Origin of the sequence: Pleomorphomonas sp. PLEO (assembly GCF_041320595.1) — a bacterium.
Classification (GTDB): Bacteria; Pseudomonadota; Alphaproteobacteria; order Rhizobiales; family Pleomorphomonadaceae; genus Pleomorphomonas.
In genome coordinates this window covers 5330556-5343131 of the sequence record NZ_CP166625.1, presented here as the reverse complement: position 1 = coordinate 5343131, position 12576 = coordinate 5330556, and the positions used below count along the sequence as shown (strand labels likewise).

The window sequence follows — 12576 nt, the reverse complement described above, 5'->3', positions numbered from 1 at the left end:
AACATGCGGGTCGACGAGAACGTGACGACCGGTGGCGACAACTATTACGCTGCTGCCAAGAAGAACTATCCGGCGGCGGTCAGTGGCCGTCTCAGGACCATCAAATGGTCCGTGCTGATCATCACGCTCGGCATCTACTATTTTCTGCCCTTTATCCGTTGGGATCGCGGCCCGGACGCACCGGGCCAGGCGGTGCTGATCGACATGGCCGGCCGCAAGGCCTATTTCTTTGGCGTCGAGATATGGCCGCAGGAGGTTTATTATCTCACGGGCCTGCTCGTGCTCGCTTCCATCGCCCTGTTCCTGATGAACGCGGTGGCCGGCCGCATCTGGTGCGGCTATCTCTGTCCGCAGACTGTTTGGACCGACCTCTTTTTCGCCGTTGAGCGCTGGATCGAAGGTGATCGTCGCGACCGCATCCTGATGGACCGTGCGCCGATGAGCGCCGGTAAATTTATGCGCAAGTCGGCAAAGCACGTCATCTGGCTGTTGATCGCGGTTGGTACGGGTGGCGCCTGGGTGCTCTATTTCGGCGATGCGCCGACCATCGTGAAGGACGTGTTTACCGGCAACGCCGCGCCGATCGTTTACATCTGGATCGGCATTCTGACCTTCACCACCTACTCGCTGGCCGGCTTCATGCGCGAGCAGGTCTGCCTCTACATGTGCCCGTGGCCGCGTATCCAGGCAGCGCTGACCGATGAGTGGGCGCTCAATGTGACCTATCGCACCGACCGAGGTGAGCCCCGCAAATCTGTGAGGATCGGTGAGCGGGCTAAGGCGGCGGGCGAAGCGGTTGGTGACTGCATCGACTGCAAGGCGTGTGTCCAGGTTTGCCCCACCGGCGTGGATATTCGAGAAGGCCTTCAGCTCGGCTGTATTCAATGCGGCCTTTGCATCGACGCCTGCGATACCGTGATGCACAAGGTTGGCCGTGAGCCAGGGCTGATCGGCTACGATACAGACATGAACATCGCCCGTCGCAGCGAGGGCAAGCCGCCGATCTATCGCATCGTGCGGCCGCGCACCGTGCTTTATGCGGCGCTGATCGTCCTCATCGGCGGCTTTATGATCTACACGCTCGCCAATCGTGCCTTCCAGGGTGTCAGCGTCTTGCATGACCGCAATCCGCTCTACGTCAACCTGTCCGATGGCGGCACCCGTAACGGCTATACGGTGCGCCTCATCAACAAGCGTCCGCACGAACGGCACTTCGCGCTGACCGTGTCCGGCCTCCCGGAAGGCTTTACGCTGGAAGCTCAGGGCGTAGCCGCCGCCAGTGGCAAGCCGGTGGTCGAGGTCGCGGCCGACACGACGCGCGAGCTGCGTGTGCTGGTCATGGTGCCGAACGGCATTGTGCTGCCGGCATCGACACCGATCGAGTTCTACATCGTCGACACCGACAACGGTGAGAAAGCCTCCACGTCCGACTTCTTTAAAACCGCGGCTCCCAACTGAGCCGACCCCGCCGGAGTAGCGTCTGCAAGGTTGCGAACATCTCGCAAAAGGCGGATGCTTGGTCTTGACCCAGAAGGAGACCAACCGAATGACTGCTACCTCCGAGGACGTCGCCCGTGGCCGCCGCCTGACTGGGAGAGGCGTCTTTCTTTGGCTGTTCGCCTTCTTTGGCGTGGTGTTCGCAGTGAATGGGGCCTTTGTCTATTTCGCAGAGTCGACCTTCCCTGGCCTTGAGGTGGAATCGAGCTACAAGGCCGGTCAGGAGTTTGAAGGCGAGGTTCAGGCGGGTAAAGCCCAGGCGGAACGCGGATGGACGGTGGATGCCGCCGTCCGGCCGGTGGGCGACGACGCCTCGGTTGAGATCCATTTTCGTGACAAGGCGGGAGCCGATCTCCACGGGCTCGACGTTCGGGCCAGCTTGATCCATGCCGTCGATCCGAACAATGATCATTCGGCCAGTCTGCCGGAGGTGGCGAGTGGTACCTATCGCACGGTGCTACCGAAGGTTCAGGCCGGCATGTGGGAGCTGACCATCGAGGCCTATAAGGGCAATGAGCGGATGTTCTTGAGTCACAACCAGCTCCGCCTCGTCCGCTGACGAAGGGAGATACCGTGAACATAGCGGTGGATGTCGGTCCCCTCGAAGCCGCTCCGGCGGGACAGCCCGTTGATCACGATTGGGACGCCTACACGGTGGCCGACCGCGACGGCACCCGCCGCATGGAACTTGCAGTCGATGGCATCACCTGCGCCGCCTGCCTGACTGATATCGAACGCGGTCTCCGTCGCTTGCCGGGAATAGTGCGCGCGCGCGTCAATGTCAGCAGCCGCCGTACCTCCGTGGTCTTTTCGCCGGACAAGGTCACGCCGCGCGCCGTGCTGGACCGTATGTCGGCGATTGGTTACCCGGCCCAACCCTTCGATCCGGCCTTGCAGCGCGACAACCGCTCCGCTGAGGCACGGGAGCTTTTGAAATGCATGGGCGTCGCCGGCTTTGGCGCCATGAACGTCATGCTGATGTCGGTTGCTGTGTGGTCCGGCAATGTCACCGACATCACGCCGGAGACGCGAGATTTCTTCCATTTCATGAGTGCGCTCGTCGCGCTTCCGACGGTGGCCTACGCCGCGCGGCCCTTCTTTCGAAGTGCCTTCGCCGCCATCCGTCGCCGCTCGCTCAACATGGATGTGCCCATTTCGATCGGCGTCTGCCTCGCCATGGGCCTTTCCATCTTCAATACGCTGACCCACGCCCTTGAGGCCTATTTCGACAGCGCGCTTATGCTGCTGTTCTTCCTGCTGCTCGGTCGCTTCCTCGACGAGAACATGCGCCGGCGCACAGCGGTGGAGGCTGAGACGCTGGCGACTCTGCGTGCCGACTCGGCGCTGAAGCGCGGAGACGGCGATAGCCTGGTCCGGGTTCCCCTCAGCGCCGTTCGCCCCGGCGATATCGTGGTGGTGCGGCCCGGAGAGAGGGTTCCCGTCGATGGCGAAGTGCTCTCCGGTCGTTCCGATGTCGACCGCAGCCTGGTCACTGGCGAAACACTACCGGCGCTGGTCGCTCCAGGTGATATCGTGCATGCCGGTACGCTGAACGGCGCCGGTCTTCTGACGATTGTGGTCACCGCTGCTGTCGAGGGCACGCTGATGGCCGAAATCGAGCGGCTGATTAGTGAGGCTCAATCAGCGAAATCCGGTGCACTCCGTCTGGCCGATCGCGCCGCCCGTGCCTATGCCCCGGTCGTTCATTCCTCGGCATTCCTCACCGCCGCCGGGTGGCTGATCGCCGGTGCCGGTTGGCATACGGCGCTAATCAACGCCATCGCAGTCCTGATCATCACTTGCCCCTGCGCGCTCGCACTCGCCATACCGGCGGTGCAGGTGACGGCGGCGGGGCGATTCTTCCGCAATGGAATTTTGCTCAATGCGGGCGACGCCATCGAGCGTCTCGCTCGCGTCGACACCATCGTCTTCGACAAGACGGGAACGCTGACCAGCCCCGAGCCATTGTTGGCCAACCGAGGCGATGTGTCCGACGACGTGCTCGACCTTGCCGGTCGCCTGGCCCGCGCGAGCCGGCACCCGCTTGCCGAGGCGCTGTCGCGCGCGTCCGGCACGACCGGCACCATCGACGGTTCGCGTGAGATAACCGGTGAGGGCGTCGAGGCGGATCTGGCGGGACGGACCTTGCGGCTCGGCTCGCTTTCCTTTTGTGGCATTGGCGACGCGCTTGGAGATCCAGTGCGTGCGGCCTATCCCGACGCTTCGCTGATCGCTTTCTCGGATGGCGATCAGACGGCGGTGTTCGCCTTTGCTCAGCGTCTCAAGGCGGACGCCGTTGAAGTTGCCGCGGAGCTCCGGGCCAAGGGTTATGGCCTGATGATTCTTTCCGGCGACCGTGCGACGGCTGTTGCCGCCGTGGCGGAAAAGCTTGGCATTTCCGACTGGCAGGCCGAGATTGACCCGGCCGGCAAGATCGCCCGGCTCGACGCGCTGAAGGCGAAGGGACAAAGGGTGCTGATGGTCGGCGACGGTCTCAACGACGCTCCCTCGCTCGCCGCCGCTCACGTATCGTTGTCACCCGTCTCCGCTGCCCACTTGGCGCAGGCGGCGTCGGACGCTGTCTTCCTCGGCGACCATCTGAAGCCGGTCGTGGTCGCCCTCGACGTTTCTCGCGCTGCCTATCGCCTGATGAAGCAGAATCTCTGGACGGCGGTGGTCTACAATCTGATTGCCGTGCCGATCGCCGTGCTTGGCTACGTCACGCCGCTGATTGCCGCGGCCGCCATGTCGGGCTCGTCGCTGATTGTGACCTTGAATGCGTTGCGTCTCCGCCGTGTTGCGACGCCACCGTCCGAACGGCCGCCGGAGGCAGTCGCCGCCGCCCGTGAGGACCAAGCCCAGGAGCCGGCATGAGTGTTCTCGTCTATCTCGTGCCCGCCGCTCTTCTCCTGGGGCTTCTTGGCCTCGCCGGTTTCATGTGGTCGCTGAAAACAGGGCAATACGAGGATCTCGAGGGGGCCGCTTGGCGCATCCTTGAAGACGACGACATTGAGGATACCCTGGAGGATCCTCCCGAAGGTGCGCGCGGACACGTTCCAGAGGGCGAAGAGCGGCGCAAGGGCTGACCGCGGTATCTTAGATCCCGCCAACCTCAAGATACCCGCCAAATGAAAACGGGACCGACGTTGACGCCAGTCCCGCATTGTCTTTTGCCGTGTCGGCGCGCCGTCAGCCGCCAGCGGCGCTGAAAATCTGCTGGCGGACGGTCTTTTCCACCTCCGGCACGCTCGGCTCGGAGAACGGCAGGCTGAGAGTTTCCCAAACGTCGACCAGCGCATCGCGCAGATGCTCGATCACCGCGTCATTGTGGAAGGGCGTCGGCGTGATCCGGAGGCGCTCGGTGCCGCGCGGCACCGTGGGATAGTTGATCGGCTGGATGTAGATGCCGTGCTTCTCAAGAAGGATGTCGGTCGCCTTCTTGCAAAGATCGGGGTTGCCGACCAGCACCGGCACGATATGCGTCACCGACGGCATGACCGGCAGTCCGGCGGCTCTCAGCACCGCCTTGGTACGGGCTGCCTGTTGCTGATGTGCTTCGCGCTCGGCGCGGCTTTCCTTGAGATGGCGGATCGAGGCGGTCGCGGCGGCGCAGAGGCCGGGCGGCAGCGCCGTTGTGAAGATGAAGCCGGGGGCGTAGGAGCGAACGGCATCGACCAGCGACTTCTTGCCGGTGATATAGCCACCCATCACGCCAAAGCCCTTGGCCAGCGTGCCCTCGATCACGTCCATGCGGTCCATGACACCGTCGCGCTCGCAAATGCCGGCGCCACGGTCGCCATACATGCCAACCGCATGCACCTCGTCGATGTAGGTGAAGGCATTATACTTGTCGGCGAGATCGGCGATCCTCTCGATCGGCGCGACATCACCGTCCATCGAATAGACGCTCTCGAAGACGATCAGTTTGGCACGGTCGGGGCCGGCGGCGATCAGCAACTCCTCAAGATGGCCGAGATCGTTGTGCCGCCAGATCTGCTTGGAGACACCCGAAGACCGTACCCCGTGGATCATCGAGGCATGATTGAGCGCATCGGACAGGATCAGACAGTTGGGCAGCAGCTTGGCGATGGTCGAGATCGCCGCCTCGTTGGAGACGTAGCCGGAGGTAAACACCAGCGCCGCTTCCTTGCCGTGCAGATCGGCGAGCTCATGCTCGAGCTGAACCAACGGATGATTGGTGCCGGAAATATTGCGCGTGCCGCCGGCTCCGGCGCCCATCGCTTCGGCGGCGGCGGTCATGGCGCCGATCACCTTGGGGTGCTGGCCCATGCCGAGATAGTCGTTCGAACACCAGACGGTGATCTCGCGTGTCCCGCCGCCCTGATGCCAAAGAGCGGTAGGAAACCGTCCGGCCATCCGCTCCAGTTCGGCGAATACGCGGTAGCGCTTCTCGTCCTGCAGGGCCTGAACGGCACTCTCGAACACCGCATCATAGTTCATGATTGAGCCAATCCCTCCGACGCCCGACAGGCGTACGTCTCTTCATGAACGGATCGCCGTGCATGCCGCCGACGGTCCGCCGTCTTTCCACCTACGATAACCTACGCACATTACTGCGAACCGCCCTTGATCACGATCAAATCATAAACTGTCTTGATCAGCGGTTTCAGCGAAAAGACGAGGAAGCCCTCGATATTCATGCGCGGTCACAGCGTTTTGAACGGGTCCAAAAACCCGACGCATCTGCCTGAATTTAAAGCACGGTGTCGCTGAAGTCTCAAGCTGTTTCCTCCTGTCGAATGCTGGAACCGGTGAGCGGCCATGCAGGCCGGGCATCCAGCGCGACCTTTGGTTATTGTCGAAAGCCAGCCGGAGCTTTGACAACGCACCTAACCGCTTTTTCACCTTTGGCTGTTAGGAGGAAAGCGAAGGAGTATGCCGGTGCAGCTTGATCTGTCATCCCTGACCTTTTTGGTCGTGGAAGATAGCGCCTACATGCGCACGATCCTAAGGACGATGCTGCAAGGCTTCGGCGCGCGACGAATCGTGGAAGCCGAAGACGGCGCCTCGGGTCTTGAAGCAATGGACCGCGCCAATCCGGACATTCTCATCCTCGATTGGGTCATGCCGATCCTCGACGGCGCCGACATGGTGCGGATGATCCGCGTTCCGTCCAATCCTTTCGCGTATATTCCGATCATCATGGTCACTGGCCACACCGAGCGCAGCCGGATCATCGAGGCCCGTCGGCTCGGGATTCATGAGCTGTTGTGCAAGCCGATCTCGGCCAAGTCGCTTTACCAGCGCATCCAGTCGGTGGTGCTGGCGCCGCGCGACTTCGTCAAGACGCCGACATATTTCGGCCCGGCGCCGCGCGAGATCCGTAACCGTCAAAATATCTGGCAGGCCAAACCCGGCGACAAAGCCGCCTCCTGAGGCGCTTCTTTCATCGCCCCTGCAACTCTTTGCTTCGCTCGACGTTGAATCTGCTGTCGACGGCCCATTTTCGCCGCAACTCGCACGATAGCCGTCTCCCTGGAGGCACGACATGGCGCGCACCCTCAGTTGTCTGGCTTTTCTATCAATGGCCGCTGTTGGGGTATCGGGCTTAGCCTCCCCGGCCAGTGCCCTCGACGCTCCCTCGGCCGCCCCTCAAGGCGCGCCCGTCTGCTTGGTTGGCCTTGGCTCGGGCGATGGCTCTCCCGCTTGGTCCGAGCTCGATGTGACGGCAAGTCGTAGCGTCGATCTCGATCTTGCATATGGCGCCGGCCTGACGGTCGCTTGCGGCACGTTCGGAGCCCCCCAATCCCGCCCGACTGCGATCGGTACTCCCAACCGCGCCGCCGACCCATCGGCCAAGGGCGACTTCGGTTCGCTGTGACGGTCGCTAGACGCCCTCAGCCGGTCGGTATCTGAAAGGCGGCGTCTAGCCGCTCGAAGCGCATGCCTTTCGCAACGAGAAGACGGATCCCCTCGACAACGCCGGCTCCTGCCGGTCGTTCCGGATGATTGATGTGGGCGATGATCACGTCGCCGGGCTTTGCCGCCGCAATGCGTTTGCTCACCGAGGCGGCTGGCAATGAGGCGCCAACGTCGGCGTTGAGGGAATAGCCAGCGATCCGATATCCGAGGTTACCAATCAGTTCGACAGCATCACGGCTGTAACGCGCCGACGCGTCTCGATACCAGACAGGCGCCCGACCGAAGGTCGCGGTTACCGCCGCGGCGCCGCCCAAAACCTCCTGCGATACAGCCGTCAGCGATCCGGCGGTCGGCAGGCCGAAGACGCTCGGTTGGTCGGTGATGGCCGGCACGTGATTTTCGCCGTGGTTTTCAATTTCGAACAGGTCGGAATGGGCCAGAAGTAGTGCCGCGGTCGCCGCGTTGCGCCTCAGCCAGCGGTGCGTGACGAACACCGTGGCCGGGATGTGCTCGGCGATCAGTTCGTCGAGGATACGACTATCGACGGTGCCGGAACAGGCATCGAAGGTGAGGGCCACAGCCCGATCACCAGCCGGCAGCACCAAGCGCGGCTCGATATCGTGGGCCAAAACGGGAGAAGCTGCCATTACGGCGATGGCAACAAGAAGAAACCGCATTGCTCGACTCTCTAAAGTCCTGATGGCGCGTCGATGCGCCGGCGGCGTGTCGAAATCAAGGCTGCCGTCGTGCCGCTGAAAATCCACAACTGACACTCAGGATTTGCTCCTCTCGGATTTCCTCCCGTGTCTATCATGCCGCCGGATTTGCTCCGCATCGTCCTGCTGGTCGCTTCCAATCATCAGCTTTGGGCGGCGGTACCGGCCTTCTGGGCGGATGCGTTGGCAGCAATGACCGGATTGCCGGGGGCGAGGGTCAATGCCTCGGCGAACAGCAGTTTCGCCGCGTCACGATTGCCTCTCAGCCATTGCGACCACCCCATGTTGTTGACCACCTCGCCGCGTCGTCCGGCGATAGCGATCACCTGCGCATAGGCCTTGTCGGAGGCATCGAATCTGCCGAGGCGATCGGAGGCGGCGGCAAATCCGAGCCAAGCCTCCGGATCGAGCGGATCCTTGGCAAGGGCAGCGCGGAAGGTGCGTTCGGCACCAGCAAAGTCACTCTGGCGGAAGGCCGCTTTGGCTCGATCGCGCAAGGTGGCTTGCTGGCTCGCGAACTGTGAATGCTCCGGTCCGCCATCGATGAGCGCGTCCTCGAAAGCTGTACTGCAGGCACTGAGCGGTGCCGAAAGGAGAAGCACGAGCGCGGGTATGAAAAAATGACGATCCATGATGCATACCTTTATGGATCGTTGGAGCGTAGAAGAGATGGTATAAATCTGCGTCAAGGATTCATATTCAATTTTAGAAAGATAGAGGACTGAAGTAATTCTTAAGGCGTGTGGCGATACTGAATTTCATTAAGGGCCTGTTCATAGGCTTGATCAATTATCGCTCCGAGTTGATCTGTGGGCGGGGAAAAAAGAAAAATGATCAGGCTCAACAGCATCGCCGGACGATTCTATGCCTTGATAGCGTTGGCTGTCCTGGCGGTCGCTGGTGTCGCCGGGCTGTCGACCTATGAACTCACCGCCACTAACCGGGTTCATCGGACCGAGACATTACGTTCTATTACGGATGGCGCGTTGTCCTCGGTCGGTCACTTCGCAGATCTGGCAAAAAGCGGTACGCTCGACGAGGCGACGGCGAAGAAGGAGGCTCTCGCGACCCTTTCCGCCATGCGCTACGACGGCAATGAGTATTTCTTTGTCATCGACTTTGACGCCCACATGGTCATGCATCCGATCAAGCCAGAGCTTGATGGCAAGGATCTTTCCGCCTCCACCGATCCAGCAGGCGCGCACTTGTTTAAAGACATGGCACAACTGGCCCAAAACGGTGGCGGCTTTTACAGCTATTTGTGGCCGCGTCCCGGCGCTGAGCGGCCGGTGGCCAAAACCAGTTATGTGCTGCCTCTCCCCGCCTGGCGTTGGGCGATCGGCACGGGTGTCTATGTGGATGACATCGCCGCTGAAAACCGGTTGTCCGTGATCTGGGCGGCGGTTTCCACGCTGGTGATCGCCGTGCTTCTGGTGCTCGTCGCAAGCCTCCTTACCCGTACCATCACCCGTCCCATGAGCGCGTTACGCGTCTCAATGGCTGATATCGCGGAGGGGCGACACGCCGAGGTCGCGGGCATCGAGCGTACCGACGAAGTGGGCGAGATGGCGCGTGTTGTCGATGTTTTCCGGCGCCATGCCGAGGAGCGCGATGCCTTGCGCGCCGAACAGGAGCGCGCCGACCGAGACCGTCAGCACCGTCGCGAAACGGTGGAGCTGCTCATTTCCAGTTTTGGCGACGAGGTCGGGCGGCAGCTCGACGCGGTGATTTCAGAAATGGACGGCCTCGACCGGTTGGCCCACGATCTTTCCTCTTCCGGCGAGGAGACGGAGCGGCTGGCCGGAACTGCGGCTCAAGGGGCCGAGAAGTCGGCCGACAGTGCCTCGGCGGTCGCTTCCGCATCCGACGAATTGCGTGGCGCCATATCCGAAATTTCACAGCAGATCGCCAGAACGTCCGAGGTGACCTTGCGCGCCGCCGAAATGGTCGACGGGGCGAACAAACGGGTCGGCGAGTTGGCAGAACTGGCAGTCGCCATCGGTGAAGTGGTGACGCTGATCGACAATATCGCCGCTCAAACAAACCTTCTGGCCCTCAACGCCACCATCGAGGCCGCCCGCGCCGGTGAGGCGGGGAGGGGGTTCGCGGTGGTGGCGAGCGAGGTGAAATCACTGGCCGCCCAGACGGCCACGGCAACAAGCACCATTTCCGAAAAGATCGAAAGCATCCAATCGTCGACCGGCGAGACCGTCGACGCCATCCGCTCGATCGGCGTGGTCATGAGCGAGGTCCGCTCCTACACCACCGCCATCTCAGCGGCGATCGAAGAACAGGGCGTCGTCACGGGATCCATCGCGGCCAACATTGGAGCGGTGTCCTCGGGAGCCGCCGATCTGACGCATAGTGTTGGCGGCGTGACGGCGGCGGCCGGAAAGTCCCGCGCCGCGGCCGGGTCGGTTTTCACCACCTCCGCCGATGTGACGGCCAAGACCGCCGAGCTTCGCCGGCGGGTGCGATCTTTCCTCGACGATGTGGCTGCCGCCTGATCAACTGTTGAACTTCACCACCACCGGCCAGATGGCGATGAAGAGCACCACCGGCAGGATGCAAGCCGTGACGGGTACCGACAGTTTGGCCGGCAGGGCATAGGCTTTTTCCTCGGCGGCGGACAGGCGCTGATGGCGCATGTCTTCGGAGAAGACGCGGAGTGCGTCGGAAAGGCTTGAACCCAGTTCGCGCGACTGTTGAAGCAGCGTTGCAAAGGCGCGCACTTCCGGCACGCCGACACGATCGGCCAGCGTCTGCAAGGCAAGCTCCATCGGACGCCCAGCCCGGACTTCGAGGCACAACACCTGAAGATTGACGCCAAGCGCTGGATACATCGGCGCCAACTCCTGCGTCACGCGCTCCAGGCTGCCTTCCATGGAAAGGCCCGCGTTGGCGCAGACGCCCATCAGATCCATGAAATCGGGAAAGGCAATGCGGTTTTGCCGCAGCACAGTCTTGGCAAGCCGGTCGACGTAGAGGCTCGGGCCAAGATAGCCGGCGATGGCGGAAACGAGCAGGACGAGAAGCAGCGTCGTCGTCTTGGGCTCAAAGCCGGTCCCGGCTACAAGCAGAAGCACGCCGACCGGCAACCCGACCGCGCCAGCGATGCGGGCAAGAAAGAACAGACCAACGGCATGCGGTGAAAACAGGCCGGCGCGGATCATCCGCTGGCGGGCCAACTTCATCTTGCCGGCATCGCCGCTGCTGAGAATGCCGTTCGCTTGGGCGAGGAACTTTTCCAGCGTCGGTGGCAGGCGACTGCTGTCCGATGCGAGGCTGAGAGCCGATAGCGCATCATCGCCCGCCTCATCGCCAGCCGCTTCACGCTTCGACGTCGGCAGGTCGACCTTGAGACGACGCTTGACGCGCCGGCTACGTTTTAGCGATCCGGTCACGGCCGTGGCAATGGCCGCCGACATGGCAACGAGGGCCGCCAGCACCATGAGTTCGGGGCGGGCCGCTACGGTATCGAGAACAAGGCGGATGACGTCGAGCATAAAGGCCTCAGAAGCGGAAGCTGATCATCTTCTTCATCATCAGGTTGCCAACGCCGAGCCAGGTGACGGCGCCGACAAGACCCCAGGTGGTCATTGGCTTGCCCCAGACCGAGCCGTAGTAGTCCGGCGATATGAAATTGAGGGCACCGAACAACATGACAGGCATGGCGGTCAGGAAGATGGCCGAGATCCGTCCCTCGGCTGAGATGGAGCGGATCTTGCGCCGCATCTTGATGCGCTGGCGGATCACGTCGGTGAGGTTCTGCAGGATTTCGCGCAGGTTGCCGCCGGTCGACGATTGGATCGACACGGCCGTGACGAACAGCGGCAAGTCTTCCTGACCGACGCGGACCTGCATGTTGACAAGTGCCGTCACCAGGTCGGCGCCGTAGGTGACCTCATCGGTCATCATGCCGAACTCCGTGCCGATCGGATCGGGCATCTCGCGCGCCACCATGGACATGGCCACGGGCACTGGATGTCCAGCCTTGAGGCTACGGACGATCAACTCGATCGCCTCGGGAAACTGCAGAGCGAATTTCATTTGCCGTCGGTTACGCCGCATGCGCAACGCCATGACCGGCAGCACGAAGCCGCCGAGCGGCAGTGCGATGGCGGTCTTAATGAGGTCGTGGTTGGTAAAATTGAAGACCAGGCCGGCGATGATGACGCCGGTGGCGGCAAACAGCATCATCAGCTTGGTCAGGCCGATGGTGATGCCGCATTGGACGATCAGCTGGCCGAGCCAGGCAAGGTGACGAGGCATGCCGCCGGCGGCGGTGAGGCCACGCTCACGCCTGAGCATCACCATCACTTCCTGTCGGTTGGCGTCTGGCGCGGAAACCCGGAGCCGGCGGTTGACCTGCCGACGATCAGAGCCGGCGTTCACCGTCAGAAGATATACCGCTTCGGCCAGGAAGGCGGCGGCGAAGCCGGCGAAGGCGTAGAACAGATACATCTCGTTCATGCCGGCC

General features: G+C 62.3%; 12 protein-coding genes. 7 read left to right on the top strand and 5 right to left on the bottom strand.

What is annotated here, in order from left to right; genetic code table 11:
• Positions 1-3 precede the first annotated feature (3 nt).
• The 4 genes from ccoG (at position 4) to ccoS (ending at position 4583) form a co-directional block, all read left to right on the top strand.
• Positions 4-1458 (top strand): cytochrome c oxidase accessory protein CcoG, encoded by a 1455-nt coding sequence (gene ccoG / locus AB6N07_RS24700; protein WP_370675679.1) that lies wholly within the window; start codon positions 4-6, stop codon positions 1456-1458.
• Between the two features lie 88 nt (positions 1459-1546).
• Complete coding sequence (locus tag AB6N07_RS24695) at positions 1547-2056, top strand: FixH family protein (RefSeq protein WP_370675678.1); 510 nt, start codon at positions 1547-1549, stop codon at positions 2054-2056.
• A 14-nt stretch (positions 2057-2070) separates the two neighbouring features.
• Positions 2071-4371 carry a heavy metal translocating P-type ATPase gene (locus AB6N07_RS24690; RefSeq protein ID WP_370675677.1) on the top strand — a complete coding sequence of 767 codons (2301 nt, stop codon included), beginning with the start codon at positions 2071-2073 and terminating at the stop codon, positions 4369-4371.
• Positions 4368-4583, top strand: coding sequence for a cbb3-type cytochrome oxidase assembly protein CcoS (gene ccoS / locus AB6N07_RS24685; protein ID WP_370675676.1), 216 nt, complete (start codon positions 4368-4370; stop codon positions 4581-4583). Before AB6N07_RS24690 ends, ccoS begins: the two co-directional genes overlap by 4 nt.
• Before the next feature lie 103 nt (positions 4584-4686).
• Here the strand turns inward: ccoS and hemA are convergent, their stop codons facing one another.
• Positions 4687-5958 carry a 5-aminolevulinate synthase gene (hemA, locus tag AB6N07_RS24680; protein ID WP_370675675.1) on the bottom strand — a complete coding sequence of 424 codons (1272 nt, stop codon included), beginning with the start codon at positions 5956-5958 and terminating at the stop codon, positions 4687-4689.
• Positions 5959-6393: 435 nt separating this feature from the next.
• Here hemA and AB6N07_RS24675 point away from each other — a divergent pair, with 435 nt between their 5' ends.
• Together AB6N07_RS24675 and AB6N07_RS24670 are read left to right on the top strand one after the other, a co-directional pair.
• A complete protein-coding gene (locus tag AB6N07_RS24675; RefSeq protein WP_370675674.1) occupies positions 6394-6894 on the top strand; it encodes a response regulator in 501 nt (166 codons plus the stop codon).
• 112 nt (positions 6895-7006) lie between these two features.
• Positions 7007-7339 carry a hypothetical protein gene (locus tag AB6N07_RS24670; RefSeq protein WP_370675673.1) on the top strand — a complete coding sequence of 111 codons (333 nt, stop codon included), beginning with the start codon at positions 7007-7009 and terminating at the stop codon, positions 7337-7339.
• A 16-nt stretch (positions 7340-7355) separates the two neighbouring features.
• Here the strand turns inward: AB6N07_RS24670 and AB6N07_RS24665 are convergent, their stop codons facing one another.
• Both AB6N07_RS24665 and AB6N07_RS24660 read right to left on the bottom strand, forming a co-directional pair.
• Positions 7356-8057 (bottom strand): polysaccharide deacetylase family protein, encoded by a 702-nt coding sequence (locus AB6N07_RS24665; protein WP_370675672.1) that lies wholly within the window; start codon positions 8055-8057, stop codon positions 7356-7358.
• Between the two features lie 182 nt (positions 8058-8239).
• The gene (locus AB6N07_RS24660; RefSeq protein ID WP_370675671.1) at positions 8240-8728 is read right to left on the bottom strand and encodes a tetratricopeptide repeat protein; all 489 of its coding nucleotides are present in this window, start codon (positions 8726-8728) and stop codon (positions 8240-8242) included.
• Positions 8729-8926: 198 nt separating this feature from the next.
• Between AB6N07_RS24660 and AB6N07_RS24655 the strand changes: the two genes are divergently transcribed.
• On the top strand, positions 8927-10603 hold the full coding sequence (locus AB6N07_RS24655) for a cache domain-containing protein (RefSeq protein ID WP_370675670.1): 1677 nt from the start codon (positions 8927-8929) through the stop codon (positions 10601-10603).
• Here AB6N07_RS24655 and AB6N07_RS24650 read toward each other — a convergent pair whose 3' ends face one another.
• Both AB6N07_RS24650 and AB6N07_RS24645 read right to left on the bottom strand, forming a co-directional pair.
• On the bottom strand, positions 10604-11602 hold the full coding sequence (locus tag AB6N07_RS24650) for a type II secretion system F family protein (RefSeq protein ID WP_370675669.1): 999 nt from the start codon (positions 11600-11602) through the stop codon (positions 10604-10606).
• A gap of 7 nt (positions 11603-11609) precedes the next feature.
• The gene (locus tag AB6N07_RS24645) at positions 11610-12569 is read right to left on the bottom strand and encodes a type II secretion system F family protein (RefSeq protein ID WP_370675668.1); all 960 of its coding nucleotides are present in this window, start codon (positions 12567-12569) and stop codon (positions 11610-11612) included.
• Positions 12570-12576 lie beyond the last annotated feature (7 nt).

What these genes read in the sequence shown, in the direction of transcription:
- AB6N07_RS24660 (WP_370675671.1), bottom strand. Translation starts at nt 8,728, where the DNA reads ATGGATCGTCATTTTTTCATACCCGCGCTCGTGCTTCTCCTTTCGGCA.
- AB6N07_RS24670 (WP_370675673.1), top strand. Translation starts at nt 7,007, where the DNA reads ATGGCGCGCACCCTCAGTTGTCTGGCTTTTCTATCAATGGCCGCTGTT.
- hemA (WP_370675675.1), bottom strand. Translation starts at nt 5,958, where the DNA reads ATGAACTATGATGCGGTGTTCGAGAGTGCCGTTCAGGCCCTGCAGGAC.
- AB6N07_RS24695 (WP_370675678.1), top strand. Translation starts at nt 1,547, where the DNA reads ATGACTGCTACCTCCGAGGACGTCGCCCGTGGCCGCCGCCTGACTGGG.
- ccoG (WP_370675679.1), top strand. Translation starts at nt 4, where the DNA reads ATGCGGGTCGACGAGAACGTGACGACCGGTGGCGACAACTATTACGCT.
- AB6N07_RS24665 (WP_370675672.1), bottom strand. Translation starts at nt 8,057, where the DNA reads ATGCGGTTTCTTCTTGTTGCCATCGCCGTAATGGCAGCTTCTCCCGTT.
- ccoS (WP_370675676.1), top strand. Translation starts at nt 4,368, where the DNA reads ATGAGTGTTCTCGTCTATCTCGTGCCCGCCGCTCTTCTCCTGGGGCTT.
- AB6N07_RS24650 (WP_370675669.1), bottom strand. Translation starts at nt 11,602, where the DNA reads ATGCTCGACGTCATCCGCCTTGTTCTCGATACCGTAGCGGCCCGCCCC.
- AB6N07_RS24655 (WP_370675670.1), top strand. Translation starts at nt 8,927, where the DNA reads ATGATCAGGCTCAACAGCATCGCCGGACGATTCTATGCCTTGATAGCG.
- AB6N07_RS24645 (WP_370675668.1), bottom strand. Translation starts at nt 12,569, where the DNA reads ATGAACGAGATGTATCTGTTCTACGCCTTCGCCGGCTTCGCCGCCGCC.
- AB6N07_RS24675 (WP_370675674.1), top strand. Translation starts at nt 6,394, where the DNA reads ATGCCGGTGCAGCTTGATCTGTCATCCCTGACCTTTTTGGTCGTGGAA.